Below are 21,864 nucleotides of genomic sequence, written 5' to 3' on the forward strand. Positions count from 1 at the left end.
GATTAGAAGGATTGACTGCGGACGGGTTCAGAACCATAGCGGAAACGGCGGTGGGCCTGCGGCCTCTCAGGGTCTAGGGCATAGCGGGGAAGGCTGGGGTTGCTCTTGCCCTGCTCTGCCAGCTTCAGCCACTTGATGGCCGCTTCGTAGCGGATTTGCCGCACTTCGGACACATTGGCAAAAGCCACCTTAGGAGACAGGTTCCATAAGGCCACGTCTACCACTATCGACACCAGCTGCTTATTGCGGGCCTGACCAATCATGGCATAGGCAGCATCCATATCAAAGCGCCCGCGCAGGTAGCTGGCCACCTCTTCCATAGCGTTGGATTCAGCCGTTTCCCGGATGCTCAGTTCAGGCGCTGGGGCGGGCTCAGTAGCTGGCTCAGGGTCATCTTCGTCATCAACCAACACCACTTCTACTGTAGTAGGCTCAGTGGGGAATTCTTCTTCCAGAGCCGTTAAGGCTTCCAGGTCGCGTAAGCTAATTTGGCTTTTGTAGTCAGCTAGGGTAATAAAACTCATGATTAGAAACCCCGAGAGGTGTTTTTAGTGAAACTTCCGGTGGGCACTTCCTCGCGCCCACTTCGCTTTCCAATTTTTTCCAGCTTGCGCCAGGCTGATTCATCCGCATCCGGCCCGTCATCGTGCATTCCCTGGCCACCGCCTTCCGTCCAGCCGGTCAGTTGCTCAATGCTGGCCAGCATATCGGGGTCACTCTGCTCAGCAGCATTGTAGAAGACATCCCCGTTTTCGTATTGGGTAGTCATACTGCCAATGCGGTCATCTTTGTCCCCCTTCTTGCTGGTGTCGAACTTGATGAAGTTGGCAACGCCCCGTTTCCTGGCTTCGCGGTTGATGATGGGGCGCAGCAACTCCTTTTGAGTAGCGTTAGCCTCGACGTAGCATTTCAGCTTTGACCGCACCTTCATGGGTAGCTTCAGGTAGAAGTCAAACCACCATTTCACGGCCTTCGAGGGGGTTTCCCGTTGCCGGTGGTACACCTTCACTTTGAAGAACTGGTGCCCTTTCTTCGCCCACATCGGGATACTGGTGTAGTCCGCCTTTTCGCTGGTGCTGTAGGACATATCCCCGTACATGACCAGCGCATCATATTGGGCCAAATCACTCAGCAGCGACTTCCATTTGATTTGCTCCAATAGGAACACCCCGCCATCTTCCTGCGGGTTATTCATGTACTCCGATTCAAAAGCCTTGTGCTTAATCTTCTTTCGGAGCCGTTCAAAGTGCTCTTTCGTGTGCCGGTCCCACGTCGGGTTTCCGTTCCTGTCCAGGGCATCAACCCGCAGGAAGTACCAGTCAGGATGTTCCGCAATCAGGCGGGCCATCAGCCCTTTCTTCGCAATGAGGTTGTTGACAAACAGGAACCGCATGATTCCCCCGTCCATCGTGGGAATTACCGCCCTGTGTAGCCATTCCACGATTTCCGTGATGCGGCCCTGGTTCTTCTTCAGCTTGTCATCATCCAGGTCATCACAGACAATATAATCCGGGCGCTGGGCACCGAAGCGCGTACCACGGGGCGGCTGCCCCATGCCTAGGGCTACGAACGCGCATCCATCCTGCGTCTGGAATTCACCTTGCTCCCAGCTGCCTTCCTTCAGCTGCGGCCCAAAGTCCCGGATGTATAGTTCGTTGTGCTGTAGCTCTACCTGGACATCCTGAAGCAAACGGGTTGCGGTTTTGGCATTCTTGCCAATCAGCAGCATCACGTTCAGCTGACGGATGGGGCGCTGAATCTTCAGCCACAAGGGTAGGAAGATGTCTGCGTGGGTAGATTTGGCCGAACCCCGGAACCAGGCCCACATCCCCGTGAACTCGGGGTCAGCCTTCACCGCGTTGGCGGCCTGGACGTGGAACGGGGCGCAGCTGGTGGTCTTGCCTAGCTTGTCCTTCGTGTAGTGCGGGAAGTAGGTGGTGACGAAGTAATCATAGTCCACCAGCGCCCGCTGGATGCGAGCTTCCTTTTCCCCGAGTTGTTCCCGCTCAGCAGCCGTGGCGCTGCTTACCCGCAGCACCAGGGCGTCCCACCGTTGCCGGGGGTCTTTGGTCTTTTTGAAAAGCTTGCTTCCGCTTGCCATTTCTGAGAATCATTTTTAGGGCTCTCAGGCGCTTCACGGGGCTGCAATGCTTCCGCTGACACCTGCTAGCAGGTGCGCGTTGATTGTGGGGCCGTTTGAACGCCTTTTGAACGGTTTGGGGTGGATTGGTTAGCCTAGCTCTCCGAACTTCTGTTTCATGAAGCGGTCCAGCCAGGGTAAGAACTCCTGTGCAGCATCAGGCTTGGCTTCATAAAGCCAGCGCACGAATTCTTCCATGACTTGGACATACACATCCAGGCTCAGGGTCTTATCCAGTTCCGCAATGGCCTTCGTGATGAGCCGCACCGCCTGCGTCTCCTTCAGGTCCATTGCTCGGGGCGTTCCATCGGTATTCTTCGCGCCCTGCTGGATAAGGGTAATCTGTTGATAAAAGTCCTTTATCAACTGCGGTTTGGTGGCAGTTAGGGCGCCTTTGATGGTGTCCCATTCCCCTTCTTTCTTCCAGGTGGTAAGCGTGTTTTCGCTTACCCCGACACGCAGGGCTATTTCCTGTTGTGTCTTGCCGGAATACAAATACAGGGTTAAGGCATACTCCTTTTTTCCCTTTGTATCAATGGCCATAGGCTTCTAGTAGTGTGAGGTTCACAGCAAAGAAAGCTTGGCCGGTAGCGGGCGTCCACCCCTCATTTTCATGACGAGGTAATTCACCCCTCGCCATGAAAATGAGGGCTTTACAGGGGCCTGAGGGTGGTGGTAGTATTGGGCTCTGGTTCACCAACACAACCCAAAAATCCAACCCTATGAATGGCTAACAAACGCTTTGTAATCTCCGATGAACGGGTGGTCAACTGCTACGGGGTGCGGGTAATGACCGCAGGCATTGACATAGCGCAGTATGAGCGCAACCCCGTGATGCTCTACATGCACGAACGGGACGGAAAACAGGTCTGCGCAGTCATTGGAAACTTCATCAACCTGCGGAAAGAAGGGCCGGTCCTGACCGGGGAACCGCTCTTCGATGAGGAAGATGAATTCGCCCTGCTCATCAAAGGCAAGGTGGACCGTGGCTTCCTGCGGGCCTGCTCTCCGCTCCTGGAAGTGAAAGAGTGCTCAGATGCTCCCGACCTGCTTTTGGAAGGCCAAATGCTGCCCACGGCTACCAAAACCAAACTGAAGGAAATCAGCATCTGCGACATCCCCGGCAATGATGGCGCTTTGCGCTTACGACTGGCTGATGGCCTGTGGCTACCTGAGGAACCCACCGCCATAGCTGAAAAGCTCGCACTTCAATTCACCAATCTCAAACCCCAACAAGCTCCCAAAATGCAGCAGATTTTATCTACGCTGAAGCTGGCAGCTGGCACCTCAGAAATGGACGTGGTGGCGGCTATCAACAAAATCCAGAATGACGCCAACGCCAACACGGCCAAAATCGTCACGGACCTGGCTTTGAAAGCCAATCTGGTAACGCCGGACAAAAAAGATTCCTTCCTGCGCCTGGCATCCCTGGACCCCACCGCCGCCCTGGATTTGCTCGACATGAGCAAGGTAGCCAGCGCCGCTAATGGTCAAGCTACACCGCCCAAAGACCAGCTGCGCCTGACTGACGTGGTGCAGCAGGTGGAAGAGCAAAACAAACCTGTTGACCCTAATGCGGCCCAAAGCCCGCTGGACAAGCTCTTGACCCTTCGGGCTGATTGGGACGCCCGCAAGTGGGAGCGTGAAGACCCAACCAACTGGCTGAAGCTGAAGCACGAAAAGCCCGATGCTCACGCTCAAATCTACAAGAACTACTACGACCTGAAGGGCTAAACGCCTACTTCAGTACTCTGCGAAACCGGGCCATTTGTGTCCAAAAATCAATCTATAATCTGTCTCCAACGACACGTTTCTTACATGAAATTGAATCTTAAAAACCTCGCTTACAACGTTCTGATGGCGTTTTTGCTGGCTGTAGTAGTCACTCCAATCTTCGGGGTAAATGCTGGTATTGCCGTAGGCTCGGGTTTGTTCGCCGTGGGCTGCCTGTTGCCCGCTCAACCGGCCAATGCCCAAACGGGCCTGGCCTTCATGGCTATCCAAAAGGAAATCTGGCTGACTGATATGTCAGAAAACGTATTTCCTGATAGCTCATTCATCAATAAAGCCATTGATGATTCGGAAGGTCTGACTGGTCGTATCGTTCACGCTGCTGAAGCTGGGGGTACGCCTAGTGTCCAGAAAAACCGTTCGGTGTTCCCCGCACAAGCTACACGGCGCACGGATGTGGATACTCAGTACACCATTGACGAGTACACCACGGACCCTTCCCACGTAACGATTACTGAACAGATTGAGGCCAGCTATCAGAAGCGGGTGTCCATCATGTTCAACCACTACAACCAGCTGAAGACTTCGGTAGCTGGTGGTATGCTCTTCAACTGGGCTCCTACGGCTGCTGCCAACATTCTCTACACCTCGGGGGCTGCCCGTGACCCTTTCCTGGGCACTCAGGTAGGCCAGCGCCTGAAGGTGGCGAAAGAAGACTTCGCTAACGCCGCCCGCATCCTGGACCGTCAGGATGTACCGCGTGAAGGCCGCGTGGCGCTGGTGCCTGCTGACCTGGCTATGGACTTGATGCTGATTCCTGAATTCGTGTCGGCTAACATCTTCGGTCAGGGTGCCCTGAAGGAAGGTGTGTTGGGCCGGGTGTTCGGTTTCGATATTATGACCCGCAGCACGGGGGTTCTTTATACCTCAGCTGGTGCCCCCAAAGATTTAGCCGCTGCCCCGGCTGCTTCTGATGGCCAGTCCATCATCTTCTGGCATCCCATGTATGTGCGCAAAGCGGTAGGCACCCGCACGAACGGCGGCATCGACATTTTTGAAGACAACGCTTCGCCCACCTACTACGGCGACGTTATGTCTGCCCTGGTGCGGGCCGGTGGCCGCATCGTTCGCTCTGACCAGCGTGGCGTGGTTGCCCTGGTTGAAAAGCGGGTAGCCTAGGTAGTGGTTTCAAACGCCCGGCTGCCCTAGTTGCCGGGCGTTTGAACGGTTTTGAACGTTCAGACAGTCATTCAATGACACTCGCAATTTTGATTGCTGGCCTGCTCCTGGTGGGGGCCATTTTGGGGGGGATGGCCCTCCATGAAAAGCACACTACAGGCAGCACCACAAAGGTCCGCCGCCTGCTCAAACATCTAGGGTGCCGGTGGGGTGGGTCGGCAATCATCATTGTGGGGCTGACCCTCTGGTTTGCCTACCCCTACTTCGCCAAGGAAGTGGAACCTGGTGATGGTATCACAGGAGCCGAACCGGCGCTGATGGATGTGGGCGTGTTCCAGACCCTGCTACTGGCAGGCATTCGCGCGGTGGCCATCTGGTGTTTCTCCCGCCTGCTTCTGCGGAAATATTGGCCGGTGGTTGACCGCTTCCTGAAGAAGCACTTTGTACGGGCCTTCTATCGACTTACGGAATGGCAAAAGGTTATCGTATCACTCTGGCTAGTATCTGCCTTTGTTTATCTCTGTGTCAACCTGACGCACTAGCCGCAGATACCACCAGTGTAGTTAAGCAGCCCACCACTACTCGCGCCGCGTTGGCGCAGGTCTACAACAGCCAGGTGGGTGTGAGTGAAAAAGGCTGTAACAACTGCGGGCCGGAAGTAAAGCAGTATCTGGCCAGCTCGGGCAACCGCCAAGGGCAGCCGTGGTGCGCCGCTTTTGTCAACTGGTGCTTCAAAAAGCTCGGGTTGAAGGGTCCAGCTGGGGCGGGTGCCGCCCGCAACTGGTTCCCGGCTTCCAAAGTGATTTACCGCCGTGGCGCACCGCAGGTAAGGGAGCCCCAACAAGGTGACTGCGCAGGCTACTACTACGCCAACCTAGGCCGCATCGGCCACATCGGATTCATTGACCAGTGGGGAGAAAACTTCGTGGTCACGGTGGAAGGGAATACAGGCGGGGGTAGCGGGGTAAACCGGGAAGGTGATGGCGTCCACAGAATGCGCCGCCTCCGCAGTCAGATTTCCATAGTGAGTTCCTGGATTCCTAAGTCTTGACCATGTACCGAACCATCATCCGCACCATTGAAGCCAACCGCAGCCCTTTCATATGGGTGCTGAAGGTGTATTCGGTAGTGGTCCTGGTGGTGGCGCTGGCCAGCTGCGCCGCCACCAGACTAGGAACCAACCAATCTATCATAACCGATTCCACCACCCTGCGCCAAGTGCAGCGGATGGCGGATGTAGCGGTTCCTGGTGACAGCTCTAGCCTGAGCACCCGCCTGGTGTTCGATGAAACTACCGGCGGTATCAAGCCAGTGACCATCTATACCCGCAGTGCCCACGGCCTGCTAGCCCTGTCAGTGGATGCTTTTGGGCTGGTCACAGCCACAGCGGTACGGGTGCCATTTCTCACGCAGGTGCCCGTGACGGATACAGAGCTAACCCGCAGCCACACTAGCCAGGTGCGTGAAGTGGTGCCGGTGAAAGCTCCCCTGACTGGCTTCCTGAAGTTCTGTATTGGCTTCACCATCCTGGCCTTCGCGCTGCTGGCCTTGTGGCTTTACCTCCAATTTTTCACGCCGTTCCGGCTTTTCAAATGAAGAAAAACCATTACACGCATGACCAGCTGAAGGAACTGGCTGCGGATTATTTCACAAGTAATCCTGATGTGGATTACCTGTTGGCATCCACCCATGACGGGGTGTTCTACCGCCCCGAAAATGCGGGATACGCTCAGGCTGGTGCTGACGCCAATGGGGCCGAACTGGTGAAGGTGCCCCGTGCCGCTGAAGCCGTAGCGGTGGCCGTGACCAGCCGGGCCATGAACATCAACATCAAAAACCTGAGCGTCCACACGCTAGGTCATGTAGATGACTTGTCTGGCTTCCTAGTGAAGCACCTATCCCGAGTCGCCAACGGCGAAACGGTTGAAACGGTGCTGACGGAAATGCTGGCTGGCGTGCCTGAAACCCTGGAACTGACGGTGGACCTGCCTGAGCTGGATGAACAGCCTGGCCTGGCTGCCCTGGTGGCTGAAGCGGTGCTGATTCCTGGCTACTTCGCTACACCAGCTGAGGCCCCGGCCTCGACGGAAGCCGCGCCTGCTCAGGCTGAAGTAGCAGCTGCCACCACTGCCCCTGCTGAAGCTGCCCCGGCCCCCAAGAAGACCCGCACTACGGCCCCCAAAAAGACCCCGGTAGCCCCCAAGGCTGCTAAAAGCACGAAACCCAAAGCTTCCACCAAAGCCGCTGAATAATGCTTTCGGAAAGACCAAATGTTAATGTCCTGTTGGGCAACGGGAACCTAGCCCGTGAAGTGGACAACCCGGATGGCCTGGCCTTGCTGGTCATTGGGGCACCTGCTGGTTACCAGCTGACGGAAGCCCTGCTGTATAGCCTGCGGGGCGCTGAGTTGGCCGGGGCTACGGCTGAAGCTGACCTGGCTGCCAACGCCCTGGTGTATGAGCACATCAAAGACTACTTCGTGGAAGCTGGTGACGGTGCTGCCCTGCGGGTGCTGCTGGTGCCCAACGCCACTACGATGGCTCAGCTCTTCAGCCCTGGCAATGCGGCCTACACCTCGCTTCAGACGAAGCTGAAGGAAGAGAAAGGGGTAGTGCGCCTGTTGGGCGTGGCGCTGAACCCCGCTGCTGCGGAAGTGGCCGGGGGCGCAGGTATCACGGCTGACCTGTTGGCCGCTATTCCGTTGGCTCAGACGTTTGCAAATGCGGAGTTTGACGCCTTTCGCCCCCTGGACATCGTGTTGGAAGGACGCCTGTTTACGGGCACTGCCACCAACGCCACCGACCTGCGGACCCTGAACGCCCCGAGCGTAGCCGTGACCATTGGCCGGGACCAGCTGCGGGTGAATGACCTGGTTGCCGCTGGCCTGACGCTGGCCAACAAGTTTGCTCAGGTAGGTAAGGTGCTCGGGCGTCTTTCGGCCATGCCCGTCCAGCGCAGCATTGGCCGCGTGAAGTCGGGGGCGCTGGAAGGCATCACGCAGGCCAGCCTGAGCGGTAGTACGCTGGTGACTTCCCTGAGTGACGGGAAGGGTGGTGACCTCTCCATCCTGGATGGCAAGGGGTACATCTTTCCCCTGATTCACGCCGGGAAGGATGGGTTCTTCTACAACAACGATGCGACCTGTGTAGCCAAAACTAATGACTACGCTTACCTGAAGCTCAGTCGCACCATCAAGAAAGCCGCCCGCATTGCCCGGACCATCTATCTGGAAGAACTGCTGGATGATGTGCTGATTGACCGCGCCACGGGCTACCTGCCAGCTATTGAGGTATCACGATTCCAGCAGACGCTGAAGACCGCCATTGAAGAGCAGATGGGTGAAAATATCTCAGCTGTGACGGTGTACGTGGACCCCAAGCAGAACGTGCTGTCTGCCTCGAAAATCAAAGCACTGGTGCGCGTGGTGCCTCGGGGTACCGCTGAGCAGATTGAAGCCACGGTGGAATACAACAACCCTTTTAACACCGCAGCATAACGATGGCAGAGACTAAGTACCCAACCATCAACGGGAAGGAATTCGGCTGGGCAGACATCCAGTTCGCCTTCCTGGGACGCCCTGTTACGGGCATTACCGAAATCAAGTACGGGGCCAAGCGGGACCGAAAATTCATCTACGCTGTAGGTGACAAGCCGGTGGCCTACGCCAATGGCCAGGAAGAATCCAACGGTTCCATCACGATGCTTCAGAGCGAGTTTGAATCTATCGTGCGGGCAGCTAAGGCAGCTGGTAAAACACCCACCAGCCTACCGCCTTTCCCCATCATCGTGCAGTACCTGGATGATGCCAACCTGATGGTAAAGGACATCATTCATTCCGTGCTGACGCTGGAGTGGGAAAAGGCCAGCAAGCAAGGTGACCTGAACATGACGGTCACGGTGCCCTTCACCTGCTCACACATTGAGCTTCAGGCTGATTAAAAGCCCTTTGAACGGCTAATCCTTCAAAATAACCAGGTAAAGCCACTGCGGTGGCAACTCTCTTTCAAAACCTCTTCAAACGCATGGGTACTTTAAACAATAGCGCGGTTCAAGGCACGGATTCAACTGGCAGCCAGTACGCTTCCTACACGGATGCGAACGTGGATGCAAACGGCAATCCCACGGAAGCCCAAATAGAAGAGTGGCGCAGGAAGCACGGGAAGGTCAAGTGCTTTGAAGTAGATGGCAAGTTGGTCTACTTCAAACAGCCCACCCGCCAACTGGTATCCGCTGCTACTGCTGCCCTGACGAAAACCCGTGATGTGTCGGTCTATCAGGAAACCATCATGAAGAACACGCAGCTGAACTTCGTGGACGAAACGGACCAGGATGTAGAGCTGTATTTCGCCCTGGCTGGCAAGGTGGACGAAATCATCACTAGCAAGTCGGCTACCCTAAAAAACTAATTGAGGAGGAAGCCAAGGTCACGGATAGCACCAGCTTCCTCCGGCTGGTTGACGCTCAGCTCCGCTACTACTACCGAATGCCACAGAGCGAGGTAGACGCCCTGTCGGACGAAGAATGGGCAGAGCAATACGCTGACCTCATCTGGATTCGTCAGAAAGAGGCGGAAAGCAACCAGGAACCATCATAGAAAAGGGGCAGCAGCCAACGTGCGGCTGCCCCTTTTTCATCCCTCGACATTCCAACTGATGAAAAGCTACCAGTGGATATTGAACCTAGTCGATAAGGTTTCCGGCCCGATGCAGGGAATTCTGCAAAAGGGGGAAAAGATGTCGGGTATGTTCGACAAGGTGAAGGCCACCGCCAAAGCCACGTTCGTGGGGATGGCCGTGGCCAACCAGGCTGCTCAGGGTATTCAGAATGCCGTGAACACCCTGGAAAGCGCCATTGAGCCAGGTGTGCGCTTTGAACAGACCCTAGCGGAAGTTTCGGCCCTGACTGGTGTGACCGGGGCGGGCCTCGACAGCATGGGCGAATCCGCCCGGCGCATGGCTAGCGTCTTCGGCGGGCCGGTTACTGGCTACCTGACCAGTGCCAAAAGCATCCTGGGCGAACTAGGCCCGCAGATGGCCAAAGACCAGGCCGCAATGGACAGCATGACCACCAGCGTGGCCATCCTTTCCAAAAGCATGGATGGGGACGCTATAGGTGCTACCAAGGCATTGACTACTTCCCTTCAGCAGTTCAACGTTGACCTGACGAACCCGCAGACCGCCGCCAAGGCCATGACCACGGCCATGAACGTGATGGCAGCTGGGGCCAACGCCGGGGCTGCTGAAGTGCCTCAGATTTCGGACGCCCTGCGGGTTGCTGGTGTAGCAGCCAGTGGGGCGAAGGTTGGTTTCATTGAAGCCAACGCCGCTATCCAGGTGCTGGCTACGGGTGGCCTGAAGGGTGCCGAAGCTGGTACGGCCCTGCGGAACGTGATTTCCAAACTTGGGGAAGGTCGCTTCCTGCCAAAAGATGTTCAGACGGAACTGAAGGCCGCTGGCGTCAACATCAACGTGCTGACGGATAAAAGCCTGACCCTTGGGCAGCGTCTGACTGAGCTGAAGAAAATTCAGTCGGATAGTGCTCTGGTGTCAAAGCTTTTCGGCATGGAAAACCAGAACGCCGCCAACATCCTGCTGCGTGGCACTGGTGCTATGGCTGACTTCCAGACGAAGATGACCGGGACCAATGCTGCGGTGGATTCGGCCAACATTATCATGAACACTCATGCGGGCCGGATGGAGCGCATGAAGGCCATGTGGGAAAACCTGGGTATTGCGCTCTTCAAGGCTACCCAGCCCTACCTGCCCTACCTTCAGATGGGTGGTCAGGTAGCGGTTATGGTGTCGCAGACGATTCCGCTGATGACCCTGCTAGGAAACGGCTTCATGGTGGCCGGTGGCGCGGTCTGGAAGTTCGTGTTTGCGCAAGGGGCTAGCGCCCTGAGCATGGCCCGCAACGTGGGGCTGATGGTGAGCGGTGGTATCCTGGCTGTAGCTCATTACGCCCTGGGGCTGGTGTCAGCCACGGCGGCACAGTGGGCGCTGAACGTGGCCATGAGTGCTAACCCCATCGGGCTCATCATAGCCGGGCTGTTGGCCGTGGGTGCTGCGGTGTACCTCATTATCCGGCATTGGGACACGCTGAAGGTGTGGCTGCTGAACATGGGTAAGTTCTTTATTCAGATGAACCCCTTTTACCTGATGGTGCAAGGGATTTTCAAACTCTTCCCCGCAGTAGAACAGTGGTTCCGTGGTCTGTGGGACCGCATTACTGGCTTCATTCAGGGGCTGGTGGGCAAGTTCAAGGCCATCTGGAACATGATTGCCCCTTACCTCGGGATGGGGAAGATGGGGGAAGTGGCCATTGACAGCAAGCTGATTGTAGCTGGCAAGGCCGAAGACCCCTTCAGCTCAGGTAACAACCAGGCCATAGGCGGGGCCGCGAACAAGGGCGTGAAAGCCTCGGTGGATAAGGTGGCCAGTGGGGGCAGTAAGCCTACTACCATCAACATCACCATTGGCAAGTTCCAAGACAGCATCAACATCTACACCACCAATATGAAGGAAGGTGCTAGTGATATGGTGTCGCAGTTGGAAGAAGCCCTGACCCGAGTAGTCAACGGAGTAAGCCAAGGAACGGGAGTATGAGCGAAGTAACCAAAGCCCCCGATTTCAAGGTCAGCCGCTTTCAACTCGGCTCCCTGGTGACCAACCTTCCTTTTCCAGCGGTGCCTGGTCCCGAGCGGGTAAACCAGGCTGCTGAATTCAGAGCACCTTCCGCGTCCGACCTGGGAACGCCCCGATTCTTCGCCATGCAGCTGGACGAAGTGATGCTACCCAACGAACCGCTGATTACTGTAACCAGCTCAAAGAACATCGTGAAAACGGTAGTAGCTGGCGGGGACTTCACGGTGAAGGAAATTATTGGTGCTGATGACTGGCAAATCAAGATTCAGGGCTACGCAGTCAAAGAAGGGAACCGGGCGCAGGCCGTGGCCAGTAGCCTGGTTCCTCAGGACTACCCGGAAGAGTGGCTGCGCCGCCTGGTCATGCTCTACCGCCGCAACCGTCAGCTGGAAGTGAAATGTCAGCTGCTGACCTACTTCAACATTTCGTCCCTGGTCATTGAGAATATTGAATTCCCGGCTATAGCAGGCGCTTCAGACCACTTCGCCTATCAAATCTCGGCGTCTTCGGACGAATCATCCCTGGCCAAACTACTCCGCAAAAAATGAGCTTGCTTCTTACTTGTCGGGTGAAAATCGGGGAGCTGGTGTACACCAAGATTTCCGGCTACGAATCAGAAAGCAGCTGGAAGAATCTAGGGGATACGGCAACGCTGAAGCTGTATGGCTTCGTGAAGGTGCTGCCCCCCGATGGGGATGACAGCGCTGCCCAAGTGCAGCGGGTAGAAGACCTGGTGAAAGTAGGTGACCCCGTGGAAGTACAGCTGGGCTACGATGGCCAGCTGCGCACGGAGTTCAAAGGCTATGTGGCAGAAATCAAACTGACCATCCCCTTTGAAGTCCGGCTGGAAGATGAATACTTCCACCTGAAGCGCACCGCCGTGAACCGCACCTGGAAAAAGACCAACCTGCGGAAACTGTTGGTTGACCTGGTGCCCGCTGCTCTACTCAGTCCGTCCATCCCGAGCATGGGTATTGACAGCTTCCGCGCCGACCGTACTACCGTGGCCGGGGTGCTGAAGAAGCTGAAGGAAGATTACCCCGGCCTGTGTGCCTACTTCCGGGGCGGGCGGCTCTTCGTGGGGCTGACCTACACGGAGTTCACCAGCTCTAGCACCGTGGAAGGTGCTGAAGCTCTCTACAGCTTCCAACAGAACATCGTGGAAGACAGCCTGAGCTACCAGCGCAAAGAAGACGTGCGAATCAAAGCGAAGGTGGTGGCCATGCACGCCAACGGCAAAAAGACTACCACGGACGCCGGGGATGTAGATGGTGAGGAACGCACCATTACCCTGCGCACCGAAACCAAGGATAAGGCCGAACTGAAGAAGCTTGCTCAGGCGCAGCTGGACAAGTTCAAGTACGATGGCTACCGGGGCGACTTTACCGGCTTCGGGGTGCCCTACGTGCTGCACTCGGGAGTAGTGGACCTGCTGGATGAGAAGCACCCCCAACGGAATGGCCGCTACCTGGTGGATTTGGTGAAGACAAGTTTTGGACCGTCCGGGTTTCGCCGGACGGTCACGCTAGGTAAACGCAGCTCCTACTGATGGAAAATATAGTCTCGATGCTGAAGCAGCTGGTCCTAGGTGACCTGGCTGCTATGGTGGTAACGGGGAAGGTCACTGAAGTAGACCAAGCAGAACGCACCTGCGACGTGGACCCCGATGATGAAGGGGCACCCCTGGTAAGCGTCCGGCTGCGGTCTGTGGTGGATGATGAGCAGAACGGCTTCACCATCTGGCCAGCGGTAGGCAGCACGGTCACGGTGCTAATGCTTGATGACCACACGGGCCTGGTGGTGCAATACTCTGAGGTGGAAGCCTACAGCATCCGCAACCAGAAAGAGAGCCTGAAGGCTATTCTGTCGGACTTCCTGGACGCCGTGTTGAACCAGGTCTTTACCACCAACAACGGGCCAACCATTCAGCTGGTCAACGCCCCCGAGTTCACGGCAATCAAAGAACGTTTGGACCTCTTATTTCTCGACTGATGCCACTAGACAAAGCATTTTTTAAACAGCGTTTGAAGGGTCTTCATGATAGCATGGCCGCCCGCACAGATGACCCCGAAGCCGCCCGAAAGCAGTACGCTGATGATTTCGTGGATATGCTCTATGACTTCGTGACGGGTGCTGAGGTAGTAGGCACGGTAACTACCACAGGCAGCGCCGCTACTCAGACCGGCCTGCTGCAAAACGGCAAGCTCAAATGAACGTCTTTGATGTCCTTTTGAACGCTGATTATGACCTGGAAATCCGGGGTGGGGATTTCGTCATTGGCGAAAGCACAGAGCAACATCAAGCCCTGCTGCTCTACACCAATAAGGGCGAATGGCGGCAAGCTCCTGAGGTCGGGATAGGCATTGTAGAAATGCTGCTGGATGATGCTTCAGGGGTCGGCATTGCTTCAGAAATCCAGCAGCAGCTGGAACTGGATGGCCAGCAAATCATGGCCCTCAGACTGAGCCCGCAGGGTGCCCTACATCTGGAAGGCTACTACAAAGACACCGATGAATAAGGTAGTTGCAGGCGAAGGCCAGAGCCTTCTGGATGTGTGCCTACAGACCCTCGGGGATATGGGCGCACTCTACGATTTAGCGGATGCCAATGATATGGCCATCACAGACCCCTTGACACCTGGTCAGGCCGTGGTAGTGCCCGCTTCAGTATCAGGCCGCCCTGAGGTGGTGGCCTTCTTCAGTGCCCGTGGCTACAGAGTCAACACGGCCAACCAGCCTGCGCCCACCTCAGCGCCGCCTGCGCCCACGGCACCTGAATCCTTCTTCAATCCTGACTATTTCACTACAGACCACTATGCTTGATTTCGCCGCTCAATTAGCTGAACGCGCTCAGCAAGTCATTCCACGGGTGCCCGTCACAGGTGCGGCCCGATTGGATGGCCCTGAGCTGCTTCAGCTATTCAGTATTATCACGGAAGCCCTTCAAGCCCTGCAACAGCTGACCGGTGGGGCCGAACTCTATATGGAGCCCCGAGCCCCGCAGGCAGTAGATGGGAATGATGGGGATGGCTGGCTGAATACCCTAACGGGGGACACTGCAAAAAAGGAAGCTGGTGTATGGGTAAGCAAAGGCAATCTGAAAGGTACGCCTGGTGCTGCATCTACGGTGCCCGGCCCAGCTGGTGCTGCATCTACGGTGCCCGGCCCAGCTGGTAAGTCCGCTTACCAGCTCTGGCTAGACAACGGCAACCAGGGAAGTCTGGCTGCCTTCTTTACCAGCTTCCACGGTAAGGATGGACAGGATGGACAGGATGGCAGCCGCATTACTGCCAGTGCAGCAGCGCCTACGGGTGGCACCGATGGCGACTTGCATTTCCAGACGCTGGGTTCGGAACGGTACCGCACCTATGCCAACACGGCGGGCAGCTGGCTGGTGCTCTACACCACCCCGGAAACCAAAGACCTGTTTGGCTGGCCTGCTACGGAGGTAACCAAAGTGACTAACCCGGCCAACTGGGATGCAGAAGGTGGCTATACCGGCCCAGCTCTTACCGGCCTGAGCCATCCGGCGTTCTATCCCTTCAAAAGCCAGTCTGCCGCCGTACCATCCGCCCTGTTCGTGACAGCAGCGGATAATGTGGTCTTACGCTGTGTCGCTTTCTGATGAGTACGCACCTAGGAACCAAAGGCCGCTTGTTTGCCGCCCCTTCCGGTATCGTGCTCAGCTTTGGCGGCACCGTCACGGCCCCGGTGGTCCTGCCTACACCGGACGCGCCGGTCATCACGGTGGAAGATGATGCAGCCCAAACCCTGACCTTCAGCCTAGCCGCTGGCCTGAGCTACGACCAGGTGCGCTACGAGGTAGCCGGGGCCGGACCCTACACGCCATCCAGCTTCACCATTCAGCTGAGCCCTACGGTTTCGTATCTGCCCGGCGCGGTGGTGCTCTACGTGGTAGGTATCGAGGGCGTGCGCAATGAGTCCCGGCGCAGCAGCAACCTGACCACATTGGCTGCCTACGTGCCCCCGGCCAACACGACCCCACCCGCCCCCGTGCTCAGTGGCGACGACATGGCCGACACGCTTACCATCAGCAGCCCCTATGCCCTGGCTGAACTGGAAATGCGCACCACGGATAACCAAACCATCCGGGCCGTGCCTGCTATGAGTCTGGCGCAAGGAGACGTAGACCGTGCCGCTGGCTACACGCAGGTGCGGGTGAAGGCTAGCACGGGGCGCAACGTTTCCCCGTGGGCCGACAGCCCGGCCTTCACCAAGAAGCCCAGTGGCACGCTACCCCCACCTGCTGGCTGGACGGGAGCTGTTGCCCCGGCCTTGATTGAGCAGAGTTCCCCCTTCGTCGTTGCCACAGGCGAGTGGTACACGGAGGAAAATCCGGCTTACTCTGGCGGCAATGGTTTTTACTGCACGGTGTCGAACAGCCCGGTTCGCTTGCGCTTTTGGCTGCCCAGTCCCGGCCGCCTATCGCTCATCCACCTCCGGGCTAATAGTCTCAAAGTGGTGCAGTTCACGCTCAACGGCGTGACCTATGAGATAGACCAATACGCGCAAACGCTAGAGCAGGCAGCCTTACGCTTCACCTCGCCCATTCTACCAGCGGGCGCACACGAGCTGGTCTATATACGCAAGGAAACCGGCACCACGGGGCCGGTCGTGTACGACGCCGTTCAACTCACCCTCGAATAAGCTACAACTTCATGTCACAAGTATTACACGGAGACCGGATATTCAATGGTACCGTCAGCCTGAATAAACTGGCTCCTGACGCTCAGGCAGCCATTGCAGGCGGTATGACCGCCGCACAGGTAGACGCCAAACTCAACGAGCTGAAGATGCTGTTGTTTGGGGGCGAAGTACCCGCCGCCCTCGACACGTTCCGCGAACTGGCGGAGGCCCTGAGCACGGACCGCACCGGCCTGAACGCGCTGACCCTGGTGGTGAATGGCAAGGCCACACCCGCCGACCTCAAAACAGCCGTGGATGCAGCCGTAGCCATGCTGCTAGGCGGTGCCAGCGACGACAGCAACACCTTGAAAAAATTGGAGGTGATGGTAAAAGCGGCTCAGCAGGCAGCGGTGAATGCCATTGCGGACGGAGCCGTGACCAATGCCAAGCTAGGGTCTGATGTAAAGATTGGCTCCATCAACGCGGCGCAGAACGCCTACCCCGTCACGGTGCAGGCCGGGCTGACCAGCGTAGAAAAGTTCTTGGTGTACCTGGGCCAGCAGCTCAGTTCCGTGCTCAACAGCGTGCAGCAGAACCAGACCAGCCTGAGCAACCACGAAACCCGCTTGGTGGCCGTGGAGCAGGGCCTGCAAGGCAAAGCCAGCCAGAACGACCTGAACTCGCTCGGCAACCGCGTCAGCACGCTGGAAGCCCGCCCGGCTGGCAGCACGAGCCCCACCGGCACGGCGCTGACGGATGGGGCGGTTGAAAACCGACATCTGGCAGCGGATGTCAAGATTGGCGGGCTGGACAATGCTAATACGACGTTGGGCACTGCGGCCACTAGTGTCACCAGCTTGGTTATTGCCGTGCGGAATCTGTTGCTGGGCACGGCTACGGCCAACTACAACACGCTGGGCAAGATAGAAACCAAGATTACTGCCCTGGAAAATGCCACGGGCGGCGGCTTCGTGGACGTGTTTGCCTTCAGCAACCTGGTAGCTCAGACCCGCAGCTACTTCCGCACTCAGACGCTGAAAAAGGTTTACAAGGATGCCGGGACTGCCTCCGTTTCGTACGCCAAGAATGGCGGTGGGGCGGTGGCCGTGCCCTTCAACGGCGACGTGGCGACCATCAACATTCCGCTGGTAGCAGGCGACAAGATTGTCTGGGCCATTACCTACGCCAACGGCTTTACCGATACCACCATCGAAGTAGAAGGAGCTTAACCCCATGCCACACGGATTCAGAATTACCGGCCAGCGCTACTTAGGAAAAGGCGGTCAGGCCAACGACAGCTCTACGGGTACCAATCCCGAGTTTCCGGCCCGTACACCAGGGCGCATTATCGAGGCTGCCAGCGGAGCGCGGGAAACCTGCATTGTGGGCAGCGGCTCTTACATCTGGGCTCCTTCCGCCACGGCGCTTTCCTCCGTTATCAGCTGGCGGGCTGACACCACGGTAAAGTTTCTGGGGGATGCTTCTACGCGCTTTTACGGACTCTGCCGGGCCGACTCCACATTCGAGGGGATTTACTTTGACCAGTTTGCGGGCTTCAACTTCCGCGACTACCAGTTCTCCAACCAGGCTACGTACCGGCGCTGCATTTTCAAGGTGCTCCCAGAATTTGGGGCAGAGGCCAACAGCAGCAGCAAGAATCCAGTCGTGTTTAAGGATTGCATCTTCTTTAACCTCTTTTACACGCCCACTGGGGACATCTTGCCGCAGTTCGATAATTGTCTGTTTTTTGACAGCACAGTTACCGCAGCCGGAATCATGACGCGCTGCTACGGGTATAATTCCCGCCTGACGGCCACCACCGTAGACACCTGCGCGGTGGATATTGCCAATGGGGTAGGCAGCGGCTACGGTTTTCGGACCGGGGCGGGCGCTTCGTTCGACAACCTGCCTTCAGGCACCTTGCGCCTGGACCCAAAGTTCAACCGTCGCGAGTTTGAAGACTACACCTTGCGGGCAGATAGCCCCTTGCTGGCTAGTGCCATCGGCCCGACGCATCTGGGCTATTCGGGTAGTCAGTACTTCCAGTACCAGGGTGCGCTGGGCACGATTACGACGACCAATACCAAGCTAGTTTCGGCCGCTAACAATACGCCCACTGCCCTGAGTTCGGTAACCGGCAATCTGATGGTCAACTCCCAAGGGGGCGTCATTGTGCAGCCAGGAGCCAGCAGCATCGAGGGCGTGGTCTTTACCGACCCGATAGCCTTTTCTGACCGGCCGGAAATTCTATTCGGGATGGACCTGGTATCGGGTCTGAACTTCGACAACGACTTTCAGAGCACCAGCTACCAGATGCCGGACCCTCGCAACAATAATGTGCCCAGCTTCGATGAGCCCGCCTATGGGCCGGGGACAGCAGGCCGCAACCCGCGTCGACTGACCTATCTGCTTCTGTGGAGCACGTTGCCCACCTACCCAGATAAGAATAACCCCGCGCACTGGGTCACGGGCACCAACTACGTGGAAATGGAATGGGGCACCCAGCCCAAGTGGAACGGTAATGCCAGCGCCCCGGTGGGTAACGGGCGGGCAGACTTCAATCCGGCGACCATGCAGAGTACCGTGCTGATGACCTATTACCGCATTGGCATTAAACAGAGCAACTACAATCCGCAGTAATGGCCTACACGCAACAGAACGAGTCCGGGCTACTGGGCTGGAGTAACCAGCGGCGGCGGTTCCTGGCAAGCACGGAAGGGGTGTTGGGCTTTGCGCCGAAGAAAGCGACGAACCTACGCTTGCAGGTGCTAGCACCGCCTGGGGGTGGGGCCATTGCGGACATCACGTTGCGCCTCACCTACACGGAAGCCGGTAACCAGGTAGAGGAGTTAATTCCGTTTCGCGCTGAGTTTAACCCCTACGAACGGACGCTGCCCACCGGCACCCCGGTTACCATTGAAGTGCTGAACCCGTCGCAGCAATACCTGGCCCTGAGCCGGACCACAACGCTTCAGCCCTCCGTGCCGCAGACGCTTCTGCTACAGCTGTATTTCCGTAGCGCCTACGCCTATCACTTCAGAAGAAAATATCTCTAATGGCCCGCACAATAGAAGAAATCTTTCAAGCCATTCAACTGGCCCGCCAGTCCCGGCCTGAGCTAGCCCCCCTGAACAGCCCAAGTGCCACTTCCCTGCCTGGGATGTGGTCTTATGTCACCGCTACGGTGTTGTGGGCGCATGAAACCCTATGGGACCGTTTTCGCGCGGATGTGGACCGGATTGTGGCGTTGGCCCCAGTTGGTACCCCTGCCTGGTATGTGGCAATGGCTAAGTTCTGGCAGGCCGGGGATGAACTGCTGGTAGTCAATAACACGGTGGGCTATGAAGTAGGTACTTCTGGTCCGAAGCTGGTAACACAGGCCACGGCGAAGGAAAACCCCAACACAGGGCGCTTATTCATCAAGGTGGCAAAGGCTGGTTCCGCCGCTGGTACGTTGGCCCCGCTTTCAGATGCAGAGTTAACCCAGCTGCGCGGCTTCTTTGACCGGGTGCGCTTCGCGGGCACCCGTTTGGAAGTGGTGAGCCGCGAAGCGGACCGCTTACAGCTGACAGGGGAAGTGTACTACAACCCCTTGCTGGACCTGGCCAGCGTGAAGGCGGCGGTACGCTCAGCCCTTCAGCGTTACCTAGGCCAACTGGAATTTGATGGCCAAGTGTACGTGAGCCGGTTAGTTGATGCCATCCAGGCCGTGTCCGGTGTGAAGGACGTTCTGCTGAGTAGAGTCGCCGCCCGAGTAGGGCAGGCGGCCCCAGTGGTGTTTGGGCGGGTGTATGAAACAGCCGCTGGTTACATCGTGGAAGAAGACTTGCCCGGTGGAAACTTTATGGACAGCTTAACATTCGTGCCCAATGCCAGCTAGCACCCGCTTCCGCCTCAACTTTCCGGCGCTGGTGCGCGGCCTAGTGCCCTCTCTGCTACGCAAGCCTAGAACGCTGGCGTGGCTGGAAGTGCTGACCAGCCCTATAGAAACTATCTATCAGGACTTCCTGAACTACCAGGCTGATGTGCTCAGGCAACTTTCCTACAATGGGCAAACCATCATGATGGAAAAAGCCCTTAATGACACATTTGACCCTGGATTCAGACGCATCCGGGTACGAAATGCAGTGGGTGAGCTAGCCCCAGTGTACGTCAACTTCGTGCGGGAGCAGCAGCCCAACCCTACGACCACTTTTGTGCAGGAAGCAGGGCATCAGCCCCTGTACCTCCGCCACCAGGTAGAATTCAACAGCCAGGTAGATTTCACAGTCTACGCTCCTGGTCTAGCAGCACAAGCCCTCGGGCTTCACGCGATGGTCCGCCGCCTGAAGCGGGCCATGACCAACTATCAAATTTTGTACACCACAGCTCCCAATTAAGATGCGCAAGCTCAAACTAGAAGAAGGTGGCCGCCCCTTGACCAATGATGACTTTAAGGCGTTGCAAGATGATATGTACTATGCAGCTGAAGCAGCATTCCAGAACCTTCCCCCGCATATCGTGGCCAACGTAAATATCTATCCCCGTGGTGGCCTAGTGGATGTAGGATATGGGATTGTCTGGCTTGGTGGTGAACTGCTGAAGTTTGATGGTGCCAGTGGTGTCAGCTTGCCTTGTGAAATAGTACTGGATAACATCGGGGTCTATGACCAGCGGGCTTACCAGACAGGTGGCACGAAAGATTGCATTATTGAGCAGCGCACGAAGGTGCAGGCCAAAACCACTGATAACATTCCCAAAATCAGCATCACAGCAGACGGTGCCCTGCGCTACAGCAAAGTGATGGAAAGCCGTTTCCGCGTCCTCGGGGAAGTGCAGTGGCTAGCCAACATCAACACAGGTACCTATGATGTTGATGGGAAAGGGATACCAGGCACCGAAGCCCACGGCTGGGCACTATGCAACGGCAACGTAGGCACCGCTGACCTGCGTGGTATGTTCGTAGTGGGTCAAGACCCAGCGCGGGCTGATTATGATGTAATTGGTGATACAGGCGGGGAAGAGATGCACCGGCTTACGACAGCCGAGATGCCTAGCCACAATCACGCAAAGGATGGGCAGTTTGAGTATAACCAACTGCTGCGCAAAGCACCCTACGGCAGCAAAACTACGGCTGCTAGTACGGATGGCACTGGCAACGGGGGGCAGGAACCCGACATTACCACCTCAATGCCTATAAGCCCGATTGGTGGCGACCAGCCCCACGAAAACCGCCCGCCTTTTTACGTTTTGGCAGTACGGCAGTGGATTGGGTTATAATTCAAGTGTAATTGAAAATGTACAAAAAAGCTCTAGCTATTGGCTAGAGCTTTTTCTATTTTTAGCAGTGCAAGAGCAGGTTTAAAGGGTATTCAAACAGTCTTTGAAAGCCTCAAAATTTGTCCCGGTTGATTAGTTTTTTTTGTCCCGGTTGATTTGCCGATTCCAGAAGCCAGTACGTATGGAAAAGGCCCCGCTAGCTACTAGCGGGGCCTTTTTGGTTGAATACACCTATCCAAAACGTCATTCCGGCCCTAAGCATGCT

The 21,864-nt window shown here is 56.8% G+C and carries 27 protein-coding genes; 24 read left to right on the forward strand and 3 right to left on the reverse strand.

Translation table 11 applies throughout. The annotated features are described in order from the left end of the window. Positions 1–2: 2 nt before the first annotated feature. The 3 genes from IEW18_RS03600 to IEW18_RS03610 form a co-directional block, all read right to left on the reverse strand. A complete protein-coding gene (locus IEW18_RS03600) occupies positions 3–524 on the reverse strand; it encodes a phage protein Gp36 family protein (RefSeq protein ID WP_188556461.1) in 522 nt (173 codons plus the stop codon). A gap of 2 nt (positions 525–526) precedes the next feature. After that, positions 527–2,101: a hypothetical protein gene (locus IEW18_RS03605; protein ID WP_188556462.1), complete on the reverse strand. Its 1,575-nt coding sequence runs from the start codon at positions 2,099–2,101 to the stop codon at positions 527–529. 129 nt (positions 2,102–2,230) lie between these two features. After that, positions 2,231–2,683, reverse strand: a complete 453-nt coding sequence (locus IEW18_RS03610; RefSeq protein ID WP_188556463.1) for a phage terminase small subunit-related protein — start codon at positions 2,681–2,683, stop codon at positions 2,231–2,233. A gap of 183 nt (positions 2,684–2,866) precedes the next feature. On the opposite strand from IEW18_RS03610, the gene IEW18_RS03615 reads away from it, so the two are divergent. The 24 genes from IEW18_RS03615 to IEW18_RS03730 all read left to right on the forward strand — a co-directional run bounded on the left by IEW18_RS03615 (position 2,867) and on the right by IEW18_RS03730 (position 21,599). After that, positions 2,867–3,874 carry a hypothetical protein gene (locus tag IEW18_RS03615; protein ID WP_188556464.1) on the forward strand — a complete coding sequence of 336 codons (1,008 nt, stop codon included), beginning with the start codon at positions 2,867–2,869 and terminating at the stop codon, positions 3,872–3,874. An 84-nt stretch (positions 3,875–3,958) separates the two neighbouring features. Further along, positions 3,959–5,050: a phage capsid protein gene (locus tag IEW18_RS03620; RefSeq protein WP_188556465.1), complete on the forward strand. Its 1,092-nt coding sequence runs from the start codon at positions 3,959–3,961 to the stop codon at positions 5,048–5,050. Positions 5,051–5,091: 41 nt separating this feature from the next. After that, positions 5,092–5,592 carry a hypothetical protein gene (locus IEW18_RS03625; RefSeq protein WP_188556466.1) on the forward strand — a complete coding sequence of 167 codons (501 nt, stop codon included), beginning with the start codon at positions 5,092–5,094 and terminating at the stop codon, positions 5,590–5,592. Then, a complete protein-coding gene (locus tag IEW18_RS03630; RefSeq protein ID WP_229728578.1) occupies positions 5,520–6,101 on the forward strand; it encodes a CHAP domain-containing protein in 582 nt (193 codons plus the stop codon). The genes IEW18_RS03625 and IEW18_RS03630 overlap by 73 nt, the downstream gene beginning before the upstream one ends. Positions 6,102–6,103: 2 nt before the next feature. Continuing rightward, positions 6,104–6,646: a hypothetical protein gene (locus IEW18_RS03635; RefSeq protein ID WP_188556467.1), complete on the forward strand. Its 543-nt coding sequence runs from the start codon at positions 6,104–6,106 to the stop codon at positions 6,644–6,646. Continuing rightward, entirely contained in the window at positions 6,643–7,302 is a 660-nt protein-coding gene (locus tag IEW18_RS03640) for a hypothetical protein (protein WP_188556468.1), read from the forward strand. Before IEW18_RS03635 ends, IEW18_RS03640 begins: the two co-directional genes overlap by 4 nt. Next, entirely contained in the window at positions 7,302–8,546 is a 1,245-nt protein-coding gene (locus IEW18_RS03645; RefSeq protein WP_262891879.1) for a DUF2586 family protein, read from the forward strand. The genes IEW18_RS03640 and IEW18_RS03645 overlap by 1 nt, the downstream gene beginning before the upstream one ends. Before the next feature lie 2 nt (positions 8,547–8,548). Continuing rightward, positions 8,549–8,989, forward strand: a complete 441-nt coding sequence (locus IEW18_RS03650) for a hypothetical protein (RefSeq protein WP_188556470.1) — start codon at positions 8,549–8,551, stop codon at positions 8,987–8,989. Between the two features lie 83 nt (positions 8,990–9,072). After that, positions 9,073–9,456, forward strand: a complete 384-nt coding sequence (locus IEW18_RS03655) for a hypothetical protein (protein ID WP_188556471.1) — start codon at positions 9,073–9,075, stop codon at positions 9,454–9,456. Between the two features lie 246 nt (positions 9,457–9,702). Then, on the forward strand, positions 9,703–11,655 hold the full coding sequence (locus IEW18_RS03660) for a phage tail tape measure protein (RefSeq protein WP_188556472.1): 1,953 nt from the start codon (positions 9,703–9,705) through the stop codon (positions 11,653–11,655). After that, positions 11,652–12,242: a DUF6046 domain-containing protein gene (locus tag IEW18_RS03665; protein ID WP_188556473.1), complete on the forward strand. Its 591-nt coding sequence runs from the start codon at positions 11,652–11,654 to the stop codon at positions 12,240–12,242. Before IEW18_RS03660 ends, IEW18_RS03665 begins: the two co-directional genes overlap by 4 nt. Beyond that, positions 12,239–13,243, forward strand: a complete 1,005-nt coding sequence (locus tag IEW18_RS03670; RefSeq protein WP_188556474.1) for a hypothetical protein — start codon at positions 12,239–12,241, stop codon at positions 13,241–13,243. The genes IEW18_RS03665 and IEW18_RS03670 overlap by 4 nt, the downstream gene beginning before the upstream one ends. Further along, positions 13,243–13,686, forward strand: a complete 444-nt coding sequence (locus IEW18_RS03675; protein WP_188556475.1) for a hypothetical protein — start codon at positions 13,243–13,245, stop codon at positions 13,684–13,686. The genes IEW18_RS03670 and IEW18_RS03675 overlap by 1 nt, the downstream gene beginning before the upstream one ends. 53 nt (positions 13,687–13,739) lie before the next feature. Beyond that, positions 13,740–13,907 carry a hypothetical protein gene (locus IEW18_RS03680; RefSeq protein WP_188556476.1) on the forward strand — a complete coding sequence of 56 codons (168 nt, stop codon included), beginning with the start codon at positions 13,740–13,742 and terminating at the stop codon, positions 13,905–13,907. Next, complete coding sequence (locus IEW18_RS03685) at positions 13,904–14,212, forward strand: oxidase (protein WP_188556477.1); 309 nt, start codon at positions 13,904–13,906, stop codon at positions 14,210–14,212. The genes IEW18_RS03680 and IEW18_RS03685 overlap by 4 nt, the downstream gene beginning before the upstream one ends. Further along, positions 14,205–14,516 carry a hypothetical protein gene (locus tag IEW18_RS03690; RefSeq protein WP_188556478.1) on the forward strand — a complete coding sequence of 104 codons (312 nt, stop codon included), beginning with the start codon at positions 14,205–14,207 and terminating at the stop codon, positions 14,514–14,516. The genes IEW18_RS03685 and IEW18_RS03690 overlap by 8 nt, the downstream gene beginning before the upstream one ends. Continuing rightward, complete coding sequence (locus IEW18_RS03695; RefSeq protein ID WP_188556479.1) at positions 14,509–15,318, forward strand: hypothetical protein; 810 nt, start codon at positions 14,509–14,511, stop codon at positions 15,316–15,318. Before IEW18_RS03690 ends, IEW18_RS03695 begins: the two co-directional genes overlap by 8 nt. Then, positions 15,318–16,361, forward strand: coding sequence for a hypothetical protein (locus IEW18_RS03700; protein ID WP_188556480.1), 1,044 nt, complete (start codon positions 15,318–15,320; stop codon positions 16,359–16,361). The genes IEW18_RS03695 and IEW18_RS03700 overlap by 1 nt, the downstream gene beginning before the upstream one ends. Before the next feature lie 11 nt (positions 16,362–16,372). Then, a complete protein-coding gene (locus IEW18_RS03705; RefSeq protein ID WP_188556481.1) occupies positions 16,373–17,569 on the forward strand; it encodes a hypothetical protein in 1,197 nt (398 codons plus the stop codon). Between the two features lie 4 nt (positions 17,570–17,573). After that, positions 17,574–18,980: a hypothetical protein gene (locus tag IEW18_RS03710; RefSeq protein WP_188556482.1), complete on the forward strand. Its 1,407-nt coding sequence runs from the start codon at positions 17,574–17,576 to the stop codon at positions 18,978–18,980. Further along, complete coding sequence (locus tag IEW18_RS03715; protein WP_188556483.1) at positions 18,980–19,396, forward strand: hypothetical protein; 417 nt, start codon at positions 18,980–18,982, stop codon at positions 19,394–19,396. Before IEW18_RS03710 ends, IEW18_RS03715 begins: the two co-directional genes overlap by 1 nt. Positions 19,397–19,500: 104 nt before the next feature. Then, positions 19,501–20,220: a hypothetical protein gene (locus IEW18_RS03720; RefSeq protein ID WP_188556484.1), complete on the forward strand. Its 720-nt coding sequence runs from the start codon at positions 19,501–19,503 to the stop codon at positions 20,218–20,220. Continuing rightward, positions 20,210–20,719: a hypothetical protein gene (locus tag IEW18_RS03725; RefSeq protein WP_188556485.1), complete on the forward strand. Its 510-nt coding sequence runs from the start codon at positions 20,210–20,212 to the stop codon at positions 20,717–20,719. The genes IEW18_RS03720 and IEW18_RS03725 overlap by 11 nt, the downstream gene beginning before the upstream one ends. A gap of 1 nt (position 20,720) precedes the next feature. After that, entirely contained in the window at positions 20,721–21,599 is an 879-nt protein-coding gene (locus tag IEW18_RS03730) for a hypothetical protein (RefSeq protein WP_188556486.1), read from the forward strand. Positions 21,600–21,864: the final 265 nt, after the last annotated feature.

The organism is Hymenobacter glacieicola, from assembly GCF_014640315.1.
Lineage (GTDB): Bacteria > Bacteroidota > Bacteroidia > Cytophagales > Hymenobacteraceae > Hymenobacter > Hymenobacter glacieicola.

Excerpts from the sequence above, each read along its gene's own strand:
- IEW18_RS03600 (WP_188556461.1), bottom strand. The coding sequence starts at position 524 with ATGAGTTTTATTACCCTAGCTGACTACAAAAGCCAAATTAGCTTACGC.
- IEW18_RS03605 (WP_188556462.1), bottom strand. The coding sequence starts at position 2,101 with ATGGCAAGCGGAAGCAAGCTTTTCAAAAAGACCAAAGACCCCCGGCAA.
- IEW18_RS03610 (WP_188556463.1), bottom strand. The coding sequence starts at position 2,683 with ATGGCCATTGATACAAAGGGAAAAAAGGAGTATGCCTTAACCCTGTAT.
- IEW18_RS03615 (WP_188556464.1), top strand. The coding sequence starts at position 2,867 with ATGGCTAACAAACGCTTTGTAATCTCCGATGAACGGGTGGTCAACTGC.
- IEW18_RS03620 (WP_188556465.1), top strand. The coding sequence starts at position 3,959 with ATGAAATTGAATCTTAAAAACCTCGCTTACAACGTTCTGATGGCGTTT.
- IEW18_RS03630 (WP_229728578.1), top strand. The coding sequence starts at position 5,520 with ATGGCAAAAGGTTATCGTATCACTCTGGCTAGTATCTGCCTTTGTTTA.
- IEW18_RS03635 (WP_188556467.1), top strand. The coding sequence starts at position 6,104 with ATGTACCGAACCATCATCCGCACCATTGAAGCCAACCGCAGCCCTTTC.
- IEW18_RS03640 (WP_188556468.1), top strand. The coding sequence starts at position 6,643 with ATGAAGAAAAACCATTACACGCATGACCAGCTGAAGGAACTGGCTGCG.
- IEW18_RS03645 (WP_262891879.1), top strand. The coding sequence starts at position 7,302 with ATGCTTTCGGAAAGACCAAATGTTAATGTCCTGTTGGGCAACGGGAAC.
- IEW18_RS03650 (WP_188556470.1), top strand. The coding sequence starts at position 8,549 with ATGGCAGAGACTAAGTACCCAACCATCAACGGGAAGGAATTCGGCTGG.
- IEW18_RS03655 (WP_188556471.1), top strand. The coding sequence starts at position 9,073 with ATGGGTACTTTAAACAATAGCGCGGTTCAAGGCACGGATTCAACTGGC.
- IEW18_RS03660 (WP_188556472.1), top strand. The coding sequence starts at position 9,703 with ATGAAAAGCTACCAGTGGATATTGAACCTAGTCGATAAGGTTTCCGGC.
- IEW18_RS03665 (WP_188556473.1), top strand. The coding sequence starts at position 11,652 with ATGAGCGAAGTAACCAAAGCCCCCGATTTCAAGGTCAGCCGCTTTCAA.
- IEW18_RS03670 (WP_188556474.1), top strand. The coding sequence starts at position 12,239 with ATGAGCTTGCTTCTTACTTGTCGGGTGAAAATCGGGGAGCTGGTGTAC.
- IEW18_RS03675 (WP_188556475.1), top strand. The coding sequence starts at position 13,243 with ATGGAAAATATAGTCTCGATGCTGAAGCAGCTGGTCCTAGGTGACCTG.
- IEW18_RS03680 (WP_188556476.1), top strand. The coding sequence starts at position 13,740 with ATGGCCGCCCGCACAGATGACCCCGAAGCCGCCCGAAAGCAGTACGCT.
- IEW18_RS03685 (WP_188556477.1), top strand. The coding sequence starts at position 13,904 with ATGAACGTCTTTGATGTCCTTTTGAACGCTGATTATGACCTGGAAATC.
- IEW18_RS03690 (WP_188556478.1), top strand. The coding sequence starts at position 14,205 with ATGAATAAGGTAGTTGCAGGCGAAGGCCAGAGCCTTCTGGATGTGTGC.
- IEW18_RS03695 (WP_188556479.1), top strand. The coding sequence starts at position 14,509 with ATGCTTGATTTCGCCGCTCAATTAGCTGAACGCGCTCAGCAAGTCATT.
- IEW18_RS03700 (WP_188556480.1), top strand. The coding sequence starts at position 15,318 with ATGAGTACGCACCTAGGAACCAAAGGCCGCTTGTTTGCCGCCCCTTCC.
- IEW18_RS03705 (WP_188556481.1), top strand. The coding sequence starts at position 16,373 with ATGTCACAAGTATTACACGGAGACCGGATATTCAATGGTACCGTCAGC.
- IEW18_RS03710 (WP_188556482.1), top strand. The coding sequence starts at position 17,574 with ATGCCACACGGATTCAGAATTACCGGCCAGCGCTACTTAGGAAAAGGC.
- IEW18_RS03715 (WP_188556483.1), top strand. The coding sequence starts at position 18,980 with ATGGCCTACACGCAACAGAACGAGTCCGGGCTACTGGGCTGGAGTAAC.
- IEW18_RS03720 (WP_188556484.1), top strand. The coding sequence starts at position 19,501 with ATGTGGTCTTATGTCACCGCTACGGTGTTGTGGGCGCATGAAACCCTA.
- IEW18_RS03725 (WP_188556485.1), top strand. The coding sequence starts at position 20,210 with ATGCCAGCTAGCACCCGCTTCCGCCTCAACTTTCCGGCGCTGGTGCGC.
- IEW18_RS03730 (WP_188556486.1), top strand. The coding sequence starts at position 20,721 with ATGCGCAAGCTCAAACTAGAAGAAGGTGGCCGCCCCTTGACCAATGAT.